Annotated in this window: 20 protein-coding genes; 6 read left to right on the forward strand and 14 right to left on the reverse strand. The window is 55.6% G+C overall.

Features of this window, described 5'->3' with window-relative positions; translation table 11 throughout:
- Positions 1 to 39: 39 nt before the first annotated feature.
- Both CAMM_RS11070 and CAMM_RS11075 read right to left on the reverse strand, forming a co-directional pair.
- Positions 40 to 738 carry a hypothetical protein gene (locus tag CAMM_RS11070; RefSeq protein ID WP_003847647.1) on the reverse strand — a complete coding sequence of 233 codons (699 nt, stop codon included), beginning with the start codon at positions 736 to 738 and terminating at the stop codon, positions 40 to 42.
- A 141-nt stretch (positions 739 to 879) separates the two neighbouring features.
- Positions 880 to 1,494, reverse strand: coding sequence for a carbonic anhydrase (locus CAMM_RS11075; RefSeq protein ID WP_003847648.1), 615 nt, complete (start codon positions 1,492 to 1,494; stop codon positions 880 to 882).
- Between the two features lie 53 nt (positions 1,495 to 1,547).
- On the opposite strand from CAMM_RS11075, the gene CAMM_RS11080 reads away from it, so the two are divergent.
- On the forward strand, positions 1,548 to 2,411 hold the full coding sequence (locus CAMM_RS11080) for an HhH-GPD family protein (protein ID WP_003847653.1): 864 nt from the start codon (positions 1,548 to 1,550) through the stop codon (positions 2,409 to 2,411).
- A gap of 18 nt (positions 2,412 to 2,429) precedes the next feature.
- Here CAMM_RS11080 and CAMM_RS11085 read toward each other — a convergent pair whose 3' ends face one another.
- The 5 genes from CAMM_RS11085 to CAMM_RS11105 form a co-directional block, all read right to left on the reverse strand.
- Positions 2,430 to 2,603: a DUF4236 domain-containing protein gene (locus CAMM_RS11085; RefSeq protein WP_003847655.1), complete on the reverse strand. Its 174-nt coding sequence runs from the start codon at positions 2,601 to 2,603 to the stop codon at positions 2,430 to 2,432.
- Positions 2,604 to 2,744: 141 nt separating this feature from the next.
- The gene (locus CAMM_RS11090; RefSeq protein ID WP_003847657.1) at positions 2,745 to 5,462 is read right to left on the reverse strand and encodes an ATP-dependent Clp protease ATP-binding subunit; all 2,718 of its coding nucleotides are present in this window, start codon (positions 5,460 to 5,462) and stop codon (positions 2,745 to 2,747) included.
- A 248-nt stretch (positions 5,463 to 5,710) separates the two neighbouring features.
- Complete coding sequence (locus CAMM_RS11095; RefSeq protein ID WP_003847661.1) at positions 5,711 to 7,162, reverse strand: MDR family MFS transporter; 1,452 nt, start codon at positions 7,160 to 7,162, stop codon at positions 5,711 to 5,713.
- A gap of 325 nt (positions 7,163 to 7,487) precedes the next feature.
- Positions 7,488 to 9,158, reverse strand: a complete 1,671-nt coding sequence (crtI, locus tag CAMM_RS11100; RefSeq protein ID WP_003847668.1) for a phytoene desaturase family protein — start codon at positions 9,156 to 9,158, stop codon at positions 7,488 to 7,490.
- The gene (locus tag CAMM_RS11105) at positions 9,155 to 10,066 is read right to left on the reverse strand and encodes a phytoene/squalene synthase family protein (protein ID WP_003847669.1); all 912 of its coding nucleotides are present in this window, start codon (positions 10,064 to 10,066) and stop codon (positions 9,155 to 9,157) included. The genes crtI and CAMM_RS11105 overlap by 4 nt, the downstream gene beginning before the upstream one ends.
- Before the next feature lie 387 nt (positions 10,067 to 10,453).
- Between CAMM_RS11105 and CAMM_RS11110 the strand changes: the two genes are divergently transcribed.
- The gene (locus tag CAMM_RS11110) at positions 10,454 to 10,993 is read left to right on the forward strand and encodes a CAP domain-containing protein (protein WP_003847672.1); all 540 of its coding nucleotides are present in this window, start codon (positions 10,454 to 10,456) and stop codon (positions 10,991 to 10,993) included.
- 169 nt (positions 10,994 to 11,162) lie between these two features.
- Here the strand turns inward: CAMM_RS11110 and CAMM_RS11115 are convergent, their stop codons facing one another.
- Complete coding sequence (locus CAMM_RS11115; protein WP_003847673.1) at positions 11,163 to 11,714, reverse strand: NADPH-dependent FMN reductase; 552 nt, start codon at positions 11,712 to 11,714, stop codon at positions 11,163 to 11,165.
- Positions 11,715 to 11,777: 63 nt separating this feature from the next.
- Positions 11,778 to 13,361 carry a lysine--tRNA ligase gene (lysS, locus tag CAMM_RS11120; RefSeq protein WP_040355679.1) on the reverse strand — a complete coding sequence of 528 codons (1,584 nt, stop codon included), beginning with the start codon at positions 13,359 to 13,361 and terminating at the stop codon, positions 11,778 to 11,780.
- 213 nt (positions 13,362 to 13,574) lie between these two features.
- On the opposite strand from lysS, the gene CAMM_RS11125 reads away from it, so the two are divergent.
- The 4 genes from CAMM_RS11125 to CAMM_RS11140 all read left to right on the forward strand — a co-directional run bounded on the left by CAMM_RS11125 (position 13,575) and on the right by CAMM_RS11140 (position 18,915).
- Positions 13,575 to 15,683, forward strand: a complete 2,109-nt coding sequence (locus CAMM_RS11125) for a PhoX family protein (RefSeq protein WP_040355554.1) — start codon at positions 13,575 to 13,577, stop codon at positions 15,681 to 15,683.
- Positions 15,684 to 15,967: 284 nt separating this feature from the next.
- Positions 15,968 to 17,683 (forward strand): carbon starvation CstA family protein, encoded by a 1,716-nt coding sequence (locus CAMM_RS11130; protein ID WP_003847682.1) that lies wholly within the window; start codon positions 15,968 to 15,970, stop codon positions 17,681 to 17,683.
- A gap of 3 nt (positions 17,684 to 17,686) precedes the next feature.
- Positions 17,687 to 17,950, forward strand: coding sequence for a cory-CC-star protein (locus CAMM_RS11135; protein WP_003847684.1), 264 nt, complete (start codon positions 17,687 to 17,689; stop codon positions 17,948 to 17,950).
- Positions 17,941 to 18,915 (forward strand): ArsA family ATPase, encoded by a 975-nt coding sequence (locus CAMM_RS11140; RefSeq protein WP_003847686.1) that lies wholly within the window; start codon positions 17,941 to 17,943, stop codon positions 18,913 to 18,915. Before CAMM_RS11135 ends, CAMM_RS11140 begins: the two co-directional genes overlap by 10 nt.
- A 19-nt stretch (positions 18,916 to 18,934) precedes the next feature.
- Here CAMM_RS11140 and CAMM_RS11145 read toward each other — a convergent pair whose 3' ends face one another.
- Genes CAMM_RS11145 through folK form a run of 5 tightly spaced genes read right to left on the reverse strand, consistent with a single transcriptional unit; the run spans position 18,935 to position 22,619 of the window.
- Positions 18,935 to 19,780, reverse strand: a complete 846-nt coding sequence (locus CAMM_RS11145) for a pantoate--beta-alanine ligase (protein WP_003847688.1) — start codon at positions 19,778 to 19,780, stop codon at positions 18,935 to 18,937.
- The gene (locus CAMM_RS11150) at positions 19,777 to 20,463 is read right to left on the reverse strand and encodes a 6PGD fold domain-containing protein (RefSeq protein WP_040355557.1); all 687 of its coding nucleotides are present in this window, start codon (positions 20,461 to 20,463) and stop codon (positions 19,777 to 19,779) included. The genes CAMM_RS11145 and CAMM_RS11150 overlap by 4 nt, the downstream gene beginning before the upstream one ends.
- Before the next feature lie 5 nt (positions 20,464 to 20,468).
- Positions 20,469 to 21,656, reverse strand: coding sequence for a DUF6779 domain-containing protein (locus CAMM_RS11155; protein WP_003847691.1), 1,188 nt, complete (start codon positions 21,654 to 21,656; stop codon positions 20,469 to 20,471).
- Positions 21,657 to 21,660: 4 nt separating this feature from the next.
- Entirely contained in the window at positions 21,661 to 22,137 is a 477-nt protein-coding gene (locus tag CAMM_RS11160) for a DUF3180 domain-containing protein (RefSeq protein ID WP_003847693.1), read from the reverse strand.
- A complete protein-coding gene (gene folK, locus CAMM_RS11165) occupies positions 22,134 to 22,619 on the reverse strand; it encodes a 2-amino-4-hydroxy-6-hydroxymethyldihydropteridine diphosphokinase (RefSeq protein ID WP_003847695.1) in 486 nt (161 codons plus the stop codon). Before folK ends, CAMM_RS11160 begins: the two co-directional genes overlap by 4 nt.
- Positions 22,620 to 22,621: the final 2 nt, after the last annotated feature.

Consider the following 22,621-nt stretch of genomic DNA (forward strand, 5'->3'; position numbering starts at 1 on the left):
CGCTTGGATTCTGCGTGCACGGGGCGGAGATTTCTGCCCTTAAGCTAGGTTGAAAGTATAAGGCTCAGAAGCGTTATCGCCGATAACGGTGTGGAGGAAATACGCACCTGGTTCCACTACTGGGCGCTGGCTGCAGTCGCCGCCGCGTTCCGAGGCCAAGCGGGACCAGACAGCGTCGAAGCTGCGCTCTTCACCAGCTGGGAAGTTGTATTCTCCGCGTTGGACGGAGTCATAGCAATCAGTATCAGTCCACATGCGCTGGTTATCGGAGATGCGGTAGACCTCAAAGCGCAAGCTTTCTTCATCCAGGTCAATCTTGCAGTCTGCGCCGGTGGGGTTAACCACGGTCATACCGAAATTGGGCTGCACACCGTCGGGATACGTGGTGGCATCGGATGAAGCGCGGATGACCAGGTCGGAGAGTTCGCAACTCTTTTTATCGGCCAGTGCCGGATCGACACCGGCAGCGCTGGGTTCCGTGGACTTTTCTGAGTCACGGTCCTCGTCGCGCTTGGATGCTTCCGAGGTGGTTGATTCTGCCGATTCGGATTCAGATTCAATCGCTTGGGAAGTTTCCGAGCTTGCGCCTTCATCTTCTGGATTTTCAGGCGCAGATGCAGGTGCAGACTCCGGTGCTGCCTGTTCATCATTGTTATTTCCGCCGAACGCACTAAAGGCAATCAGCAGGCCAACTACCACGACCAAGATCACCACAAACGCCGCGATGCGACGTCGCATGTAAATCTCGCGCGGCAGCTTATTGGAGGGCTGGTTCGGGTTAGACACACCCTTATGTTATGCGCTTTTGCTGCTCAGAGGCATCACGTAGACGGGCGTGTCTTAAAAGCTCCAGCCCTCAGCCCGAGGTGGCCAATGGGGTTACACCACGCCGTGCAAGACGACAGGTTCAATGCGGCTTTCATCCAGCAGGTAGCGGGTACCGACCACGCCTAGTTCGCCTTGGATAATGCGCTGATTAAGATCCGGCATACGGGCCAAAATCTGACGCACGGTGTCGACAACGTTCTGGCGCTCATAATCGGCATGCTCACGCTTGCCTTCTTTTTGCGCGCGCAGGGTCGACATCGCGACCTTTTCAATAATGCTGCGCTGAAAGCCCGAAGGAATCTGCATATCGCCATCAACGAATTCCGCGGTCGCACCGATGGCACCGCAGGACTGGTGCCCCATGATCACAATGAGGTTGCAACCGAGATTCTCTAAGGCGTAATCCAAGGAACCTAGCACCGTGTTATCCACGATGTGGCCGGCGGTTCGGATAACGAAGGCATCGCCTAAGCCCATATCAAATACCAGTTCCACCGGCACGCGGGAATCGGAGCAGGACAACACCACTACTTTGGGGTCTTGGCCCGTGACCAAGGAGACTCGTCGAGTCTGGTCAATATTCGGGTGTTCTGCGCGTTCTTCAACAAACCGCTGGTTGCCCTCTTTCAAGGCATTCCAGACGCTTTGCGGGTTCATATTCGTCATTTGTTCCGTCACAGGTACTGACCTTACTCCCTACTAGTACAATAGCCGTGATCATGATCGATACTTCTGCGCTTTTAACCTGGTTTGACCTCAATGAAAGACCCCTTCCGTGGCGGGATAAAAACACCTCCGCCTGGGGGGTCTTGATCAGTGAGGTCATGAGCCAGCAAACCCCCGTCGCCCGCGTCGCACCGCAATGGCAGGAATGGATTTCGCGCTGGCCCACGCCGACAGACTTCGCCCAAGCCAGCAAAGCCGAGGTCTTGCGCGCCTGGGGCAAGCTGGGCTACCCACGGCGCGCATTAAGGCTGCATGAGTGCGCACAGGCTATCGTCGACAAGCACGGCGGCGAGGTGCCCTCGGGCGTGGAGGAATTGCTCGCGCTGCCGGGCATCGGCGCATATACCGCGCGTGCTGTGGCGTGCTTTCACTTTGGCCAAAATGTGCCTGTGGTTGATACCAATGTCCGCCGCGTCTACGGGCGCGCGGTCACCGGTCAGTTCTTGCAGCCGCAGCCTTCCACAAAAGAGCTTGCTCAGGTCGCAGAAGTCACCACAGGACCGCGCTGTTCGGCGGCATTGATGGAATTAGGGGCGTTGGTGTGCACGGCGAAGAACCCGAAGTGCGATATCTGCCCGATTCGCCTTAGTTGTCAATGGCAGGAGCTCGGATGCCCGCAGCCAAGTGATGAGGAATTGAGCAAGGCGAAAAAGCGCGTGCAAAAATTCACGGGCACGGATCGCCAAGTCCGCGGGCTGCTCATGGATGTGCTGCGCGCTGCGGATAAGCCGGTGGACAAGGCAGAGCTGGACGTGGTGTGGCCAGATGCCGCACAGCGTTCCCGCGCGCTATTTTCGCTTGTCGATGACGGCCTCGCCGTCCAAACCCCCACCGGTACCTTCCACCTTCCACACTAAGGTAGAAGGACTTGACGTCTACTTCTTCCAGCGTCCGCGGAAGTTCAGCCCACCAGGCAAATTGACCCAAAAGCCACCGCGGGAGTTCAAAGTTACTGGACCGAGTTTGGTCGAGGTTGATGCGCCTGAGCCGGAGAAATTAACCCAGCTGTTCTTGCCCACCTTTTTGCGGTTTCGAAAGTAAAGTCCCATACAGAAAACTCTAGCGCAGCCCGGGCGTTTCAGCCACGAAATGCTCGAAGACCACAACAAGGACTAAAAAGGCGCCGTTTCAGAAGAAAATCTGAAACGGCGCCTTGTGGTGTCAGCCTATGTATTTACTGACTGACTGGCCTACTGGCCGGAAGGGGCTCCGGCACCAGCGGGTGGTGGGTTGTTTCCATCATCGTTCGAGGAAGAAACTGGGTCCTCTGGCAAGGTATCTGGGACAACGGTGTTGACGCTGTCGGAGTCCTCGCCGTCGTTGTCACGAACCTCGGTGTCCTCCAATGGCTCGTCGAAGGTGCCTTCTGGCAGTGGCTTCGGACGTGGGCTGAAGGTGAAGGTGGCCTTGGAATTATCCTTGGACTCACCGTCCCAACCTTCCACGTCGACGGAGATGATCTCACCGGCACCAATTTCGCCGTAGAGAATCTTCTCAGACAGCTGGTCTTCAATCTCGCGCTGGATGGTACGACGCAGCGGACGTGCGCCCAGTACTGGATCAAAGCCTCGCTTGGCCAGCAAGTCCTTGGCCTTCTGAGTCAGCTCGATGCCCATGTCGCGCTCTGCCAGCTGAGTCTCCACGCGTCCGATGAGCAGCTCGACCATCTGCACAATCTCGTCGCGAGTGAGCTGGTGGAAGACCACAATCTCATCAATACGGTTCAAGAACTCTGGGCGGAAGTGCTTCTTCAGCTCATCGTTGACCTTGTTTTTCATGCGGTCGTACTGAGCATCCGAATCGGCTTCATCATTGGAAGTAAAGCCCAGACCGACTGCCTTGGAGATGTCTTGGGTACCAAGGTTGGAAGTGAAAATCAGAACGGTGTTCTTAAAGTCCACGACGCGACCCTGGCCATCGGTGAGACGACCATCTTCCAGAACCTGCAGCAAGGTGTTGTAAATCTCCTTGTGTGCCTTCTCGATCTCGTCGAAAAGCACTACGGAGAATGGCTTGCGGCGAACCTTTTCGGTCAGCTGGCCACCTTCTTCGTAGCCAACGTATCCCGGAGGGGCACCGAACAGGCGTGAGGCAGTGAAGCGGTCATGGAACTCACCCATGTCGATCTGGATGAGGTCATCATCCGAGCCGAACAGGAAGTTAGCCAAAGCCTTGGACAGCTCCGTCTTACCAACACCGGATGGGCCGGCGAAGATGAAGGAACCGGAAGGACGGCGTGGGTCCTTAAGGCCTGCACGGGTGCGGCGGATGGCGCGGGAGACAGCCTTGACTGCCTCGTTTTGGCCAATGATGCGCTTGTGCAGTTCTTCTTCCATGTTGAGCAGGCGGGAAGATTCCTTCTCCGTCAGCTTCAGAACCGGGATGCCGGTCCAGTGTGCCAAGACTTCTGCGATCTGGTCTTCGGTGATCTCGGCGATTTCTTCCAAGTCACCGGAGCGCCACTGCTTTTCCTTGGTGGAACGCTCTTCGTGCAGCTTGCGCTCGGTATCGCGAAGGCCAGCTGCCTTCTCGAAGTCCTGCGCATCGATCGCAGCTTCCTTTTCCTTGCGCACATCCGCGATGCGGTCATCGACCTCGCGAATGCCCTTCGGAGCAGTCATGCGCCTAATACGCATGCGAGCACCGGCTTCATCGAGAAGGTCAACAGCCTTATCTGGCAAGAAGCGATCATTGATGTAGCGATCGGACAGCGATGCTGCTGCCTTCAACGCATCATCGGTGTAAGACACACGGTGGTGTGCTTCGTACTTATCGCGCAGGCCGCGCAGGATGGTGATGGTGTCTTCCATGGAAGGCTCATCAACCTGTACCGGCTGGAAACGACGCTCCAGCGCCGCGTCCTTTTCAATGTGCTTGCGGTACTCATCCAACGTGGTCGCACCAATGGTCTGCAGCTCACCGCGAGCCAACTTCGGTTTGAGCAAGGACGCCGCATCGATAGCGCCTTCTGCGGCACCTGCGCCGACCAAGGTGTGGATCTCGTCGATGAACAAGATGATATCGCCGCGCTGGTTAATCTCCTTGAGCACCTTCTTCAGGCGCTCTTCGAAGTCACCGCGGTAACGGGAACCGGCAACCAACGAACCTAAGTCAAGCGAGTACACCTGCTTGTCCTTCAAGGTCTCTGGCACCTTGCCGTTAACTATATCGAGCGCAAGACCTTCAACAACAGCGGTCTTACCTACACCTGGCTCACCGATAAGAACTGGGTTGTTCTTGGTGCGGCGGGACAGTACCTGCATAATGCGCTCAATTTCGGACTCGCGTCCGACAACTGGGTCCAGCTTGCCGTCCTTGGCAGCCTGGGTCAGGTTGCGGCCGAATTGATCTAATACCAGCGAGTTGGAACGCTCGCCCTGGCCACCTGGGCCCTGGCGGCCTGGGTTTTGCTGGCCGGTGCCAGCACCAACTGGGCCAGAGCCAGCTTCTGGCTTATCGCCCTGGTTGCCCTCGTAACCGGAAAGCAGCTGGATAACCTGCTGACGCACGCGAGGCAAGTCAGCGCCCAGCTTGGTCAGAACCTGTGCAGCAACGCCTTCACCCTCACGGATGAGACCGAGCAGCAAGAACTCAGTACCGATGTACTTGTGCCCCATCTGCAGGCCTTCACGCAAGGAAAGTTCCAGAACCTTCTTCGCACGTGGGGTAAATGGAACGTGGCCATTGTGTGGCTGGGTTCCGTGGCCAATAATTGCCTCTACCTCGCCGCGGACGTCCTCGAGGGAAATTCCCATGGACTCCAGAGCCTTGGCAGCTACCCCCTCACCTTCTTGGATGAGCCCGAGCAGGATGTGCTCGGTACCGATGTAATTGTGGTTGAGCATCCGTGCTTCTTCTTGCGCCAATACAATGACGCGACGAGCACGGTCCGTGAACCTCTCGAACATGAGTCTTACCCCTTGGATATCAGTATTTTCGTTGCTAAGTTGTCACCCACTCTAACGCGAGTTCGCCGCGACTATTTCTTCCTTCCTCGGCAATACTCCGGTTTTTCGCCATTTACCCAGCTCATAGGGGTGTACGCCGGTAGCGAACAGGGCCAGTAACGGTCAAAAAGGGTGAATTTTTCCCGGCGTTCGCAGGCATGCGAAAAGCCGGCATCGACAAGCGATACCGGCGTTACTGCGCGCTTTAGCTACGCGGTTTTTTCTTCTGTTTCGGCGAGATCGGAATCTGTAATTTCCACGTATTCCGGGTCATTGTTGACGCGTTTTACGAAAGGAACCAAGCACACCACAATCACCACGCAGGCGGCGGCAAAGGTAAAGGCCATGGTCGAGCCTTGCGCGGTCGCTGCGGCCTCCGATAGGCCAGCTTCGGTGCCGGCGATGGTGCCGCGAGTCAAAAAGACCACGAGGATTGCGGTACCTGTTGCACCTGCCAGCTGCTGCAGGGTGTTCATTCCCGCGGAGCCGTGGCTGTAGAGATTATCCGGCAAGGAGCTCAACGCCGTGGTCATCATCGGCGTCATCATCATGGCCATGCCAACGGAGAAAGCCACGTGCATGAGCACCACCATCCACACGGCGGAATTCTCATTGAGGAAAATCATGGCGCCAACACCCAGCAACATCAAAATGGCGCCGGGGATTGCCAGTGGGAACGGACCGTAGGCGTCAAAGAGGCGGCCCACAAATGGCGACATAATTGCTTGCAGGACACCGCCGGGCATCACAACCAGGCCGGTGACGAGTGCGGTAACGCCCAAAGAAGTCTGCAGGTAGATCGGCAATACGGTGGCAAAGCCGAGCATGGCACCGAAAGAGACCAAAATGACGGAGACAGCCAGGGTGAAGTTGCGGATGGTAAACGGACGCAGGTCCAAAAATGCTTTGTCTTCTTTGCCCAGCTTGAGCTGGCGCCAGACAAACAACACCAGGGATACCAGGCCGATAACAGCAACAATAATCGCGGTCGTGCCCTGTCCCGCGAGCATGGATTCGATGGACGAGAGGCCGTAAATCAATCCGCCAAAGGCAAAGGCGGATAAGAAGAAGGACAAAATATCCAGTGGGACGTCGCGTTGTTCACCGACGTTTTTCAACTTCATCCAGCCAGCAAGCAGCACCAAGGCAATTAGCGGCACCATGAGCCAAAATACCCAGTGCCAGGTCATGGAGTTCACAATGGCGCCACCAACTGTCGGGCCCAGGGCTGGAGCCACGGAGATAACAATGGCGATAATGCCCATAACCGAGCCGCGGCGCTGGCGTGGGACCAAGGTCATGGCCACCGTCATCAACAATGGAATAACTAAGGCTGTGCCGGCAGCTTGGATAACGCGTCCGATAAACAAGAAGACAAACGCCGGCGCCAGGGCGGCGACCACGGTGCCGCTGATAAACAGCAAGCACGCAGTAATAAATACCTGCCGGGTACTAAAGCGCTCAATGGCAAAACCGGTGGTAGGAATAACTACCGCCATGGTTAGCATAAAGCCCGTGAGCAGCCACTGGACGGTGGTTGCCGGCACGTCGTACTCCGCCATGATGGCTGGCAGCGCAACCGACAGGGAGGTTTCATTCAAAATCATGATGGTCGCTGCACCGACCAACACGGCCAGTGTGGCCTTGACGTCGGGCGCCATCTTTTCGGGAGCAGCTGCGGTAGAAGCCGCAGGGGAGTTATTCTGTGCCACTTAAATTTTCTTTCTCAACTAAACATGTATTCATTTAAAGCCCCCGTCGGACGATAAACCTCGTCCGAAGATGGGAAACTGGGCAACACCCTGCATCCTGCGCATCAGTGCCCACAAATTAAAAAGTGCCCAAACGGTAGTGGGCGAAAAAGTTCTTAAAAACCACAGGAGCTACTACCGCTTAAGAGCTAGCAACAGGTTACGGAATTTTCTTCCGCTGCGATACCCCGAGCGCGGTTCTGTGCTTGAAAACACTAAGTATTCCCAGTGTGCACTATGCTTTTCGATGCCCCGCTGCCGCTTCAGCGGTCGGTCCTGAAGTGTGGTCCGCGCGGAGTCGTTTAATAATATTTTCCGCGGAAATCAAACACAGCGGCACGCCGACCCCGGGCACGGTGGTCGCTCCGGCGTAATAGAGATTCTCGACCTTGGAGGAGATATTTTTCCCACGGAAAAACGCTGACTGCGCCAAGGTGTGTGCTGGTCCAATAGCTCCCCCATCCCAGGCGTTGTAGCGCTCGGCAAAATCAGCCGGGCCCACGGTGTGGGAGACGACCATGCGCTTGTCCAGATCATCAATACCCACCCATTCGGCGATCAGCTCGAGCGCTTGGTCTGCTATCTCCCGCACGCGCGTATCTTCGGCACGTCCAGATGCGGAATCACGAAACGCACTGCCGTGGCCTAAACCTGGCTCCGCCGCGGTAGGAATAAGAACAAAGAGATTTTCATAACCGGCGGGGGCGACATCGTCATCGGTAGCCGAGGTCTTGGAGACATACATCGAATGCGACCACGACTTCTGCGCACCAAAGACCGCCTGAAAGTCCGGGTCCCAGTCCTTGCTTAATAACAAGGTGTGGTGCGCAAGCTCCGGAAGTTGTCCTTTCACCCCGGCGTAGACAAGAACAGCGCTCAGACCAGGATTGCGCTTGTCCCAGTACTTGTGCGGATACGTCTGCAGGTTGCGCGGCAACAGCTGGGTTTCGGTGTGTTTGAGATCGGCGGCGGAGACCACAATATCTGCCGGAATAATCCTCGTATGTGTCTGTGGGTCGCGCTGGCGTGACCCACGCACATCGCGCACGCGTACTCCGCGCACACGTGGCTTGGACGTTCCCGCCAATGCGTGGCGCCGTTGTTTGCCGAAGGTGACAATCTCTGTGGCTTCCGTGCCTAGCTGGAATTCCACGCCATTATCGTGTGCCAATTTAATGAAGGAATTGACCACCGCGGAAAATCCGCCGCGGGGATATTTAGGGCCTTGAATAAGGTCCGTGTGGCTCATCAACGAGTACAACGCCGGGGCAGCTTTGGGCTCGGTGGATAAAAAGACCGCCGGGTAGCTTAAAACCTGACGAAGGCGCGCATCTTGGGCCACGGTCTTGACGTACGAGTCCAAGCTGCGCGAGAGCAAGACGGCGAGCAATCGCGCGTGCATGACCATCTCGCGTGTCAGCAGGTTGTGGGGCTGAGTGAAGTTGTTATACAGAAACTTTTGGATGGCCACGTCGTAGACCAACGAAGATCTATCCAGGTACTTCTTTAAACGCTGACCGGCCCCTGGTTCGATGTCCTCGAAGGTCTCAATGATGGTCTCTGGGGTGATATCGAGTACTTCGGGTGGCCGAGTTGGGTCGGCCGGTCCCGCTGGCTCGGAGATGACCCGATACGCAGGGGTGAGTTCTACTAAATCGAGTTGCTCTTCGGTGCTGGTGCCGCACAGGCGGTAGAAATGGTCAAAGGCCTCGGGCATGAGATACCAACTAGGCCCTGCATCCCAGCGAAAGCCTGGGGCATCAGGAGTGGTAAATGTCCCGGCACGACCGCCTGGTTCTTCCAAGCGATCGATCAGCGTGACCTTATACCCTTCGCGGGCTAATAACGTCGCGCTGGCAAGACCTGCAACGCCGGCGCCAATAACGACTGCTGTGTCACCACTCATGATCGGCTACCACCCTTTCGTTGTGCTGCGATACGCGGAACGCGCGCCAAGACAATAACTTTGCGCGCTGGCGACAAGCTCACGCGGGTAGACAATAACTCGGCCGCGCTAATGCGATCGATGTCGTTGGTCAGCTCGGCAAAGATCTCCGTTGCGGCAATCACTCCAATCCGCGCGTTGGCGGGCAAGTAGGAAATACTACTCCGTGCCACCGTAAGGTCACTGCGAATATCGGCAACGAGCTCGGCCTTGAGGGCATCGTCAAGCTCTTGCTCTTCTAACTGCGGGAAGTATGTCCGGCCCAGAAACTGCGTGTCATTGGCGATATCGCGCAGGAAGTTAATTTTTTGAAAAGCAGCTCCCAGCGTGCGCGCGCCGTGTTCCATGACGCCCCGGGCATCTGGCGTGGGATTCTGGCCAACCAAAAACGCCTGCAGGCACAACAGCCCGATGACTTCCGCGGAGCCGTAAATATAGTCATCGAATTCTTGTTGTTTATTGCCGCTTTGTGGGCTTAAGTCGCGGCGCATGGACGCAAAGAAAGCCGAGAGATACTCATCTTTGAATTCGCACCGGCGAGCAGAAATGGCATACGCATGCAGCACAGGATCGCTATGTAAGCGCTGGTGTGGGGCGGCGAGTACTTGGCGCTCGTAGTCATCGAGAAGCTGCTGGCACTGACTCGTATCAAGACCTGCCCCGTACCCGGCGCCGTCGACAATCTCATCAGCGATACGCACCACGGCATACAGGTTGCGGATGTCAGTCTTGACGTGGCCGCGCAAGAGGTTGGAGGCCAGAGAAAAGCTATTGGAGTAGCGGCGAATAATCTGGTGCGCCGCATGCTGTGCCGTGCGGTCATAGTGGTGCAGCAACTTAGCCGGTTGCTGCTCCCACGCGCCTGACATTGTCGACATACCTCCACACGATGCGCTGGACGATGCCGCGCACCTTGAAAACCTTGACTTCATTTCCGCTAATTTCTGCACAATTAGCACCCACTGACTATAAGCCGGAGGGTGGAAAACTCGGACATCGGGGATAAATTACTCCGTTCGCACAGCGGTATTTCGGCTTCGAAAATGATCCGAAAATAAACCCCTTTATTCACATGAACATCATGCAAATACACAGTTCACAGTAGTGCACCCCTGGTTTACCCCTGTTGCTCGCCGCCGTTTTTATTGAGTTCTACAGTCATTGAATAGACCTTGATAACGATTAAATAACGCACCTTTCGCATCCTGTGTTGAACCACGCAGAATGCAAAGGACGGTTTAAGTGGAGCGAAATCGATGAACGCTATTCAAACTCAGATCGCTGGCATCGTCGCCGTCATTACTGCCGCGATGGGTAATTTCACCGGCGGCGTCCAAGACGTCGTCGCATCCATCGGCGATCACATTGCGGGTTCTTCACAGAACATCACCGCCACGGCTAATGCTGCCACCCCGGCAAGCTCTGGCTCCAACGTCAACACCACTTCGGTGTTCCTGGCGATTAATGAATACCGTGCCCGTCACGGTGTGGCACCAGTTGCCCCAAACCCACAGCTCAATGGCATTGCGCAGCGCTGGGCGGATCACATGGCCCAAACCGGCGTGCCAGCTCATAACCCGAGCTACTTGCAGCAGTACCCAGCTGGCTGGAAAGAAGGCGGCGAGAACGTCCACCAGAACTGGCGCGGTGCTTCTACCCAAGAAGTAGTCCAAGCATGGCACAACTCGCCTTCCCACCGCCAAAACCAAGCGGATCCAGGCTTTAATCAGATTGGCGTGGGCGTTGCCTACGGCGCCGATGGCCGCATGTATGTAGTAACCAACTACATGAGATAAACCATGGCCTTCACGGCCTTTCCAGCACTAAAAAGCTAGAGCACTCACCTGCTCTAGCTTTTCGCGTTTTTGCCGCGCGCTTGACGACGTGTTGTCGCAGCCTCATAGATCACCAAAGCCGCGGGCTGCAATCATTATTGATCACTGCCCGCGGCTGGAATGAAAAAGCTTAAGCGTTAACCTTCTTCAGCATGGCCTCAAGATCGGTAAACATGTTTGCTGCTTCCTGAATCTTGCGGTCTTCTGGGGAGAAGTTGCCCTCTGGAAACTCAGTAAACAGGTTGAATTCCAAAGCAGCACGCACCTGCAGCATCTGGAAGTTAGCAACAATCAGGCGCCATGCCTCAATTGCGCGAACACCGCTGGACGCACCGTAGCCAACAAATGCTACAGCCTTGCCAAACCATTCGGAGCCCAAGGCATCAAAGGCGTTTTTGAAAGCACCTGGGATGGAGTGGTTGTACTCAGGGGTAACAAAAATGAATCCGTCGAAAGAGTCGATCGCATTAGACCATTCCTGGACCTGATCGTTGTCATACTGCTTGTTCGCAGCACCTGGAACGACAGGGCTTTCCAGCAGTGGAACATTAAATTCCTTCAGGTCTACAAGCTCGTACTCAACGCCGGTGTCGCGACCCTGAGCCAAGTCAGTAACCCAGCGTGCAACGCCTTCGCCCATACGACCTTCACGGATGGAACCTAAAACAATGCCGACCTTCATTAGAGAAATCCTCTCGATAGTTGATATGTCACGGACCACCCTAATTGATTAAAGGTTTAAGCGCTAGTTCTGTGATTCAGGTTTCACCAGTGGGAAGAGAACCGTCTCCCGGATGCCCAGACCCGTCAAGGCCATGAGCAGGCGATCGATACCCATTCCGGCGCCACCTGTTGGCGGCATGCCCTGTTCCATCGCTGAAAGAAATTCCTCATCCAACACCATGGCTTCGTCGTCGCCGTCGGCGGCCAGGCGCGCTTGGTCCTCAAAGCGCTCGCGCTGAATGACTGGGTCAACCAACTCGGAGTAGCCGGTGGCTAACTCAAAGCCGCGAACGTACAGGTCCCACTTTTCGGTAACACCCGGCTCAGAGCGGTGATCACGAGTCAATGGCGAGGTCTCAACTGGGAAGTGCTTGACAAAAATTGGGCCTTCCAGCTGATCTTCACACAGAAGCTCCCAGATTTCTTCCACTAACTTGCCGTGGCCCCAGCCACCGCCCTTCGGAACTTCGAGGCCAACCACGTCAGCCAATTCCTTAAGCTCTTCCACGGTGGAGTCAATAGTGACTTCTTTTTGCCCAGGGAATTTCTTTTGCAGCGCCTCATTCAGCGATGGGTACATTTCAATTTCCGGCCAGGTGTCGCCGCCAAGGTCATACTCGGTGCCATCGGCAAGCGTGACAACGTGCGAGCCAAAGACCGCCTGTGCGACGGCCTGGATGGATTCTTTAATGGTCTTGGCGATGCCGTTGTAGTCGCTCCAGGCATCATAAATTTCCAGCATGGCAAACTCCGGCGAGTGCGACTTATCGATGCCCTCATTGCGGAAGTTGCGGTTAATCTCAAAGACTTTATCGATGCCGCCGACAACTGCCCTCTTAAGGAAAAGCTCCGGGGCAATACGCAGGAACAGGTCAATATCCAGCGCATTAGAGTGCGTTACAAACGGCCGTGCCGCTGCGCCACCGTGCAGGGTCTGCAGCATCGGCGTTTCAATTTCATTGAAGCCTTCATCCTCGAGGTGGTGGCGCAAAGCGCGGATGACCTGAATGCGGGTCATGGCATTCTTGCGGGCTTCTTCACGCAGTATCAGATCGTTATAACGCTGACGCACGCGAGTATCTTCTGCCATATCAGCAAAGGCCACCGGCATCGGACGCAAGGACTTCGCTGCCATCTGCCATTCGCTGGCCATGACAGAAAGCTCACCGCGGCGAGAAGAAATTACACGACCAGTCACGGAGATGAAATCTCCAAGGTCAACGTCAGCCTTCCATGCTGCTAGCGCGTCTTCGCCTACCTCAGCGAGTGACAGCATGGCTTGCACCTGGGTGCCATCACCATCTTGCAGCGTGGCAAAGCACAGCTTGCCGGTATTGCGCATAAAGATGAGACGTCCGGCAATAGAGACGACATCTTGAGTTTCCTGCCCAATTTCCAAGAAAGTCACGCCATCTTGGGGCTCTGCGGACTCACCTTCAGGCAGCACTTGGTACTGCTGGCGCAGATCCGCCAAGGAAATGGTGCGCTTTACGGATACTGGATAAGCCTCAACGCCGTTTTCTAACAGGCGGGCTCGCTTGTCACGGCGGATCCGAAGCTGCTCGGGAACGTCTGGGGTCTGATTGTTTTTCTTCTGCTCGCTCACGCCCACAAGGTTAGTCGATCAACCACACCCACGTTAAATACAGGCCGAGCAGCAGTTTCTACCCCAACTATGGGCCAATCATGAGCCACTTGATAGTTAATTCACCTAACTTTCATTTTGTGTTATTCCTTAGGCAAGGTGAACTACCTAGTTTGAAACAGTCATCCCCAGACATTCTTTTCACTATTAGATTTCAGACTGGAGCACCTTTTCGTGGATCTCAAAGGACGCAACCTTTTAAGTTCGCTGTTTTCATCTTCTCGTTCTTCATTGACCTGCACCTATAAATGCGGCAACGCGTGCTTCGGGGCATGCGATAACACTTCTAATAACCCGTACTTTGCCGACCAATTCTCCCGACGCACCGCACTGCGTGCTGGTGGTCTCACCGTGGTCACCGTGGGTGGCGGCGCGGCACTAGCTGCCTGTGCTGCTCCCAATGAGACCGAACCGGTGGCAAATACTTCGGCCAACGCCGCACCAGGCTCGTCCTCTAGCTCGTCTTCCGCGACTGTGGAGCATGTTTCCGATAAGGGCATGCAATTTACTCCGGTTGAACCTAATACTGAAGACAAAGTTGTCATTCCGGAAGGTTATGAGCAGTCCATTTTGATTGCTTGGGGCGACCCAGTGATCGAAGGTGCTCCTGAATTCGATGTCGAAAACCAAACCGCCAAGGACGCCGAGAAGCAATTTGGTTTCAACAATGACTTCGCCGGTTTGCTGGACCACCCAGGCGATGATTCCCGCATGGTCTACGTGTGCTCACACGAATACACCACCGAGCCACAGATGTTCCCGGACTACGATCCGGACAACCCCACCGAGGAGCAGGTCAAGATTGGTTGGGCAGGACACGGCCTGACCGTTCTGGAAGTATCCAAGGTTGATGACTCGGGCGATCTTAAGCGCGAATTCGGCCCGCTTAACCGCCGCATCACCGCCACCACCCCGTTTAAACTGGTGGGCCCCGCAGCAGGTTCTGATTACACCAAGACCGAAGCCGACCCGACCGGCGAAGAAGTATTGGGCACACTCAATAACTGTGCAGGCGGCGTGACGCCGTGGGGCACTATCTTGTCTGGTGAAGAAAACTTTGACCAGTACTTCGCCAATGCTTCCTCGAAAGACAAGCGCACCCAGGAATCCCTCGAGCGCTTTGGCTTCAGCGATGAGCCCTCAGATCGCAAGTGGGAAAATTTCGACGACCGTTTTGATGTCTCGAAGGTCCCCAATGAGGTCAACCGCTTCGGCTACATCGTGGAATTCGATCCCTTTGATCCCAAGTCCACTCCCATCAAGCACTCAGCTACCGGACGCTTCAAGCACGAAGCCGGCAATATCCACATCACGGACGACGACACCGTCGTGTGCTACTCCGGCGATGACTCCCGTTTTGAATACATCTACAAGTTCGTTTCTTCCAAGAAGATGGTTGAAGGCGACCTTGAGCACAACATGTCCATCCTCGACAACGGCACCCTGTACGTTGCAGTGATGGAGGGCAATTCCCCAGAGGACGAAATTGATGGCTCCGGCGTGCTACCAGAGGATGGGGCTTTCGATGGCTCCGGTACCTGGAAGCCACTACTGACCTGTGAGGACGGAAAGTACGAATCTCACGTCGATGGTTTCACCGCTGAGGAAGTTGCTATCTTCACCCGTGAGGCTGCCGATGAAGTCGGTGCCACCAAGATGGACCGCCCAGAAGACATTGAGGTTCACCCCACCAGCTCCAAGGTTTATGTCGCTTTGACCAATAACTCCTACCGCGGCGCTACGAGTGAAAACAAGGAAAAGAGCCAAGAAGGCCCGAAGGAATGGGCACCGGTCAAAGAAAATAAGAACGGCCTCGTCATGGAAATTGAAGATGACCACGCCGGCGAGTCCTTTACCTGGAACCTCTTTTTGGTCTGCGGCGATCCGAAGGAAGCATCCACCTACTTCGGCGGCTTCGACAAGGAGAAAGTCTCGCCTATCTCCTGCCCAGATAACTTGGCATTCGACAACCACGGTCTGATGTGGATTTCCACCGACGGTAACGCTCTGGATTCCAATGACGGGCTCTACGCTGTCACGACCGATGGTGAAAACCGAGGCGAGCTCAAGTGCTTCCTCACCGTCCCAGCCGGCGCTGAGACTTGCGGTCCGATTGTCACCGATGAGCGCGTAATGGTCAACGTTCAGCACCCAGGCGAATCCGATGACGCCACCTTTGACAAGCCAACCTCCAATTGGCCTGACGGAGGCAATTCCACCCCACGCCCAGCGGTTGTCACCGTATGGCGCACCGACGGCAACATCGGTATTCAGGATGCTTAAACGCTCGAATCATCCCCATTGCTAAGTGCATATTTAGCAAGATTCGCTAGTCATGCACGAAGTACCACTCCCTGGCAGGTTCATAATTTATTGCGTCTGCCAGGGAGTTTTTGGATCCTACGATCAGAAACACTCAACTTATGTTGTGCATAGCAGACGTTACATATTTTCAAAGCCTGTCGCGTCCACTCTCCATGGTATACCCTGTATTCACAGCTATTTTTGATGTAAGTCACACATTGCTGTGATCTATCTGATCATATTTTCCGACGCGGAGCACACTTATGAACTCATTACTTTTAGCGATTATCGGCGTTGCCATGATGGTTGCCGGATATCTGTTGTACTCAAAATTTCTTGGCAAAAAAGTTTTCAAGCTTTCCTCCAACTACAAAACTCCCGCCCACACCATGGAAGACGGCGTGGACTTTGTCCCCACTAATAAATACGTTCTGTGGGGACACCACTTCACTTCCGTGGCGGGTGCCGCGCCCATTATCGGCCCAGCAGTCGCGGTGATTTGGGGCTGGTTCCCAGCATTTTTGTGGGTCACGCTCGGCACTGTCTTTGCAGCCGGCATGCACGACATGGGCGTTTTGTGGGCATCGCAGCGCCACCGTGGCCAATCGATCGGCCTGCTTTCGGGACGCTACATCGGCAAGCGTGGCCGCATGCTCTTTTTGGTGGTCATCTTCCTCTTATTGCTTATGGTCAACACTGCCTTTGGTGTGGTGATTTCTAACCTGCTGATTTCCACCCCATCTTCTGTGATACCGACGTGGGGCGCTATTGCGGTCGCAGTACTTATCGGTCAAGCAATCTACCGCTTCAAGTGGAACTTGCCGCTGGTGTCCATCGTGGGTGTTGTTTCCTTGTATTCTTTGATGATTCTCGGCGATCAATACCCGATTTCTTTGCCGGATACGGTGCTGGGCATCCCGGCTAACGGTATTTGGATCATCATTTTGTTCATCTACGCCTTCTTCGCCTCGCTGCTTCCGGTATGGGTGCTGTTGCAGCCACGTGATTACATCAACGGCCTACAGCTATTTATCGGACTCGGAATTTTGTACGCGTCCTTCCTCTTTACCCGCCCGGACATTGTGGCTCCGGCTCTGCGCGATGATGTTCCCGCAGGCACCCCGGGTATGTTCCCCTTGCTCTTTGTCACCATTGCTTGTGGTGCGATTTCTGGTTTCCACGGCATGGTCGCCTCGGGTACTTCGTCCAAGCAGTTGGATAAGGAAACCGACTCCCGTTTCGTCGGCTACTTCGGCGCGGTCGGCGAAGGCCTGCTGGCATTGGGCACCATTATCGCCACTACCGCGGGCTACCGCACTTACCAGGAATGGGAGACGATCTACTCCGAATTCAATGCTGGTGGTGTCGAAGCCTTCGTGGAAGGTGGCGGCAACCTGCTCAATGAAGGCCTCGGGATTTCCACATCTCTGTCGGCCACCATCTTGGCAACGATGGCTGTGCTATTTGCTGCAACCACCATGGACTCCGGCGTGCGTCTACAGCGCATCGTGGTCCAAGAACTGGGTGATACTGCAGGCGTGAAAATCAATACGTTTGTCGCTACCTGTATCGCCGTCCTCGTGGCCTTTGGTCTGACCTTCTCCCAAGGCACCGATGGCTCGGGCGGTATGACCATTTGGCCGCTCTTTGGTACTACGAACCAGCTCATGGCGGGTCTATCCCTGTCCATCCTGCTACTGATTTTGATGCACCTGCGCAGGCCTACCTGGCCCATTATCATTCCGCTGGTCTTCCTCACGGTCATGTCACTGTGGGCAGCATTTATCCAGCTCGGAACGTTCTTCCAAGAAGGCAATTGGCTACTCTTTGGCATGGACGTCATCATCGTCCTCGCCGCCATCTGGATTATCGTCGAAGTCATCTTGGCAATTGGCCGAATGAAGGAAACCAAACCACTGGTCTGGACGGATGAAGACCAAGACGCACCGCCACTGGAAAAGGTGGATAGTGAGGTCTAGGCAATGTCATTAAGGGACAAACTCGCACGGTTTAGCACGGAACTGCAAGAATATTACGCCGCGCCGTACCGAGCTGTGTTTGCCAAAGCTCAGCAGCAAGAAGATGACCTTTTCATGCTGCTGGTGATGTCAGAAGCTTTAGGGATACCGAACCCCGCCAGCTTTTATACCCTGGAGCTTCTGCCCATCGTCTACGAAGATTTCCATGCCTGGCACCGCCGAATGGGAATGGCTAATTCACCGTTGGAGAACATTCAATGCTGCTAAATCTCCCGACCGCTCCGATCATGTTTTTCGGCGGTAAGGGTGGCGTGGGTAAAACCACCGTTGCTAATGCGACGGCATTAAAGCTCTCGCCGCACGCTTCCACGCTGGTGGTATCCACTGACCCGGCGCATAACGTCGGGCATTTGTGGGATAAAAAGGTCGGCGATAGTCCAACTCGCGTGCGTGACGGCATCGATATTTTGGAACTCGATCCGGCTCGGGCGACAGAAGAGCACCTCAAACAGGCCGGCGATACTATGCGCCGGATGATGCCAGAGCACTTGCACAAGGAAGTTACCAAGCACCTCAATCTGTCGCGGCAGTCTCCTGGTACGCATGAGGCTGCGATGTTAGAGCGCATTGCCACCATCATCGAAGACTACGAGGACACCTACGACCACATCATCTTCGATACCGCGCCGTCGGGGCATACCTCTCGGCTTATGGCGCTGCCGGAGCTGATGTCGGCGTGGACGGATGGGCTTTTGGAACGACGTGCGAAATCAGAGAAGTTTTCGGATTTGGTGCGCGGGCTGACCCCGACGGGTAAAGATACGACGGTGACCACGGCAGAAGATCCCGTGGATCGGCGCAATCAGGAATTGCGCTCTATCTTGCTCAAGCGGCGTCGTCGCTTCGAGCGTTTACGCACAGTGCTTACCGATGCCACCGCCTGCCAGTTCCACATTGTCCTCACCGCGGAGCGTCTGCCCGTGCTGGAAACCGATGAGTTTTACCAGGAGCTGCACTCTAATGGGGTCCACGTCGGCGCGTTGATTGTCAATCGCCGCTCGCCTGCGGATCAGGGTGAATTTTTGGCATCGCGTCGCAAATATGAAGATGAGGCCTTAGCGGATCTGCATCGCCGGCTGCCAGACCTTGAGGTTATTGAGATTCCTTTGCGCCCGAATGATGTGGGCTCACCACAGGCGCTGGAAGCTATCGCTGATTACCTAGCGCAGTAGCTGCTCCTTCCCTAGTGCGCTAGGAATCTGGGTGCGTAGTCCCCTCGGCGTGTTCTTCGATATTGCGGAAACCAATGCCTAGGGGCAGGCCGACGTTATCGGTCAAACGAACACCGCCGATATTGGCTGCGACCAAAAGACGCGCATCGCCTTGTTCAGGTGCAGGGCCTAGATCGAGGCCGCGCAGCGCGACATAATCTGCTTCGATGCCAGCTGCATCCAGCACCATATTCACGACCTCTAGGACCTTGTCTGCACCAGCTTCCGCAGCGTGGGCACCGGCGGTCACCGCCGCAGATAGGGTGCCGGCTTTTTCACGAGCTGCTTCGTCGACGTCAAGGTTGCGCAAAGATACCGCCAGTCCATCCGGCATGCGCACGGTGGGAACACCTCGCAAGCGCGTTGGAATGTGGAAGTCGTGAATGACCTGGTTCAGCGCAATCAGAAACTCGTAGTCTTTCTCACCGACGACAACATCGCTGGGACCCAGCACGCCCATCAGCGCGAGGTGGCGCGACAGTGCCTCGCTGATTACTTCGACTGGCTCCAGTCCTTCAATTTGTGGGCGCAGCTGCACGCGCTGGCCTTTGGGCCACAGCTGCTCTTCCGTGTACTGCCAGATGACATCCACAGATTCTTTGCGCAGCGCGTCGAGGTCTTCTTCGGCAGTCGATGATAGTGCGACCACCACGACGGCTCCGCGAATAGCTTTCGCCGCGCGCACCAACATAATGTGGCCCGCATGCACTCCGGCGCCGAGGGGAACGAGCACGACGGGGGCGCCCGTTTTCTTAAAAGCCGAGCCGACCTGGGAAATTCTATCCAGCTCAGTGATTACTGTTGCTTGTCCGCGTTCAATGCTCATCGTAGTTCCTCCTGTAGGCCCCACATCTCTAGTTCCATATTGCGCTCTATCTCCCCTACGCGGCGGGCTGCTTCCACGAATGCTTTTCTAAAGCCAGGATCCGTAATGGATTGAAAAGCGGAGTAAATATCGCTGGTTTCAATCCGTGGGGCCAGAAACTCCCCGTCTGCTTCACTGGGCGGGACTGCTTCTTCATCCAAGACCTCTTTTAAGTCTCGGTGCGCAGCGCGCGCAAGTTGTCGCACCATCTGGGCATAAGCAATCTTTGGCGCAATTTCCACGCGCTCGGCATCAGTCTTCGGCAGCGTGACTTGGCCGGATTCAAATAGCAGCACTTCTGCAATACCTTGAGCTAGCTCGTCACTGGTGGTAACCACCCAGCGATCTGCGCCCACGTGAGCAATCGCCATGGCTAAAGCGCCGTGTACTTCCAACGGATCCAGGACTTGCACGCCAAGACCAATGCTGGTGTGAATGACTATTTGTCCGCGACGAATGTGGGGCTCGAGGGCATCGACAAGCCCTTCGAGCTGAGCTTCTGCGGCGCTGATGACGATGGCTTCGCAATCGACCGCATCAGCCGGCGCGTGCAGGTCCGCTATCTCATGGCCTTGGGCATCAAGCAGCGCCCGCAACCGGTTTTCGCGGCCGAACCAACCGACCCTCATGCGTGGTGCTGGCATAGGATTTAAGAATCCTTTTGGCGCTTCTTCGCGGCTTCCAGCAATTCCGCAACGGAGACGGTGCCCTCGCGATGTGCATCGCTGCGGCGGCGTCCGCCCCGTGGCTCGTCGTCTTCAGTCTCTGCGTGCTTGGCGGCCGGCTTAACGGCATCATCGCCGCCGGTATCCCAGCGCACTGCCTGGAAGGAGCCGGTGTTGAATTCCTTAGGCTTGCCGTCAGATTTCTTCTCAGACTTTTCTTCCGTCTTGGTCGACTGCTTGGAGGAAGCATCTGCTGGCTTCTTATCTGCCTTGGGCTTGGCTGCATTCTCGGATTTCTTGTCCTCTGCCTCGCTCGGCTTTGGCTGCGCGGGAGGGTTGGCCATCTTGGGCTCTGCGGTGGAATCAGAATTCATCTCATTGATAAATTCCGCCAAAGGGTTGTCATTGCGTGAATAGGTCGGGGTATTGCCAATACGACCGGCAATGGCATCCGCTGATGGCTTGCCGCCAGAAGGTTGGGTAAATTCCACAGACGATGCGTCGGGCTCCACCCCTAGATCAGAGCTATAGCCCGAGTTATAACCCGAGGTGTAGCCAGCCTGCTGCGATTCGGCGGCCTTGGCGCGCGCTTCGATTTCCATGATGCGGCGTGCTTCCGCTTGCAGTGCCGCTGGTTCATAGGTGAATTCGCGACCGGATAGTTCTTCGAGTTGTTCGCGAATGGAGGCAAGCTCAGCCTTGATTTCTGCCAAGACATCCATGTCCACGTGCGGAGAATTCTCAAGGCGGTCCAATGCTTTGCTGGTCTCACGCTCGGCACGCAACTTATCTAATTCTGCATGGTAGAGATCCTCGCGGACATACATTTCTTCTTCACGGTCACGCACCTGGTTGCGGTAGCGGGTAACCAGGAAGATTCCGCCTACTGCAGCCCACAAGGACGCGAGCAGAGCAATCTTTAATGCCGCGGTGGAGCTGGCAATCAGCATCACGATGGACGCGATGAGGGCAAGTACGACTAAGACAATGAGCACAATGGAGCCGTTGTCTAAGCCTTGCTTTTTCGAGGTGGAATGACCGGTTGAATGATCATCGCTTAAGTCGTCTGCAGAGTGTGAATCGACGTTGTGACCTGCATAGTGATCGGTGTAGTGATCACCGTTGTCAGAGCGTTCAGAGTCGGTATTCTTCTCTTCGTCGTAGGCGGTCATGTTTCTACTCTATCGCTTGTGTTCCATCAGTTGGAGGTGGCACCTCACAGTGTCGCTCCAGGATTAATCCGGCAACGGCCATTGCTAAGCCGCCGAGCACCGAACTTACTACCCCGGTGACATCATCGGCAGCCGCGGCAATTTGTCCTGCCATGGGCACAACATACAACGCCATGCCCAAATACGCCGCGCCGACGATGGTTCCTGTCCAAGCGGAGGCTTTGCCAACCAGCATGAACCGGGCGATGGTCATGGGGTTGATTTGGCTGCGGTCCAGTCCAATGCCGTGCGCGTCCTCGCCTTTGGCTTTATGTACTTTCCACGCCAGGCCTGCGCATAAGATGGCCATGGCCCACAGGGTAATAGACACCGTGGTGGGTACCGCCAGCATGGAGCCGTAAAAGCCGCGGGTGAGGATAAAAACCGCCAGGGTGATAAAGACAGCAACGCCCGATAGGACGGCAATGGAGGTCTTTTTCACAGTTCCTCAATTCGGCCTAAGACCTTGATGCCATCAATATCAGCCTGCGGAAGCATGCCGATTAATCCGGCTACCGGCTGGCCAGCGAGTGTGGCATGCACATCGGCTGCCATCCACGGAATCAGCACGAAGGCGCGTTGCGCGGCGTGTGGGTGCGGCACGGTGAGCTCGTCGGTGTTGGAGCTAAAGCCCTCGATTTCCACGATATCGACATCTAAAGTGCGCGGGCCCCAGTGGCGTACCCGCACGCGATCTGCAGCCTGCTCTAGTGCCTGCCCGCGATGCAGCAATTCCAGTGGGGTCTGCTCGACATCGACGATGATGACGGCGTTGAGGAATTCATCCTGGTCTTCCACGCCCCACGGCGGGGTGGAATAGACGGGGGAAGCAGCGATGATGTCATCGCTAAATTCGTCAAAGACAGTCTTCAATAGCTTGACCCGGTCGTCCATATTGGACCCGATTGATAACACCGCGCGCATGC

It is taken from the genome of Corynebacterium ammoniagenes DSM 20306 (assembly GCF_001941425.1).
Classification (GTDB): Bacteria; Actinomycetota; Actinomycetes; order Mycobacteriales; family Mycobacteriaceae; genus Corynebacterium; species Corynebacterium ammoniagenes.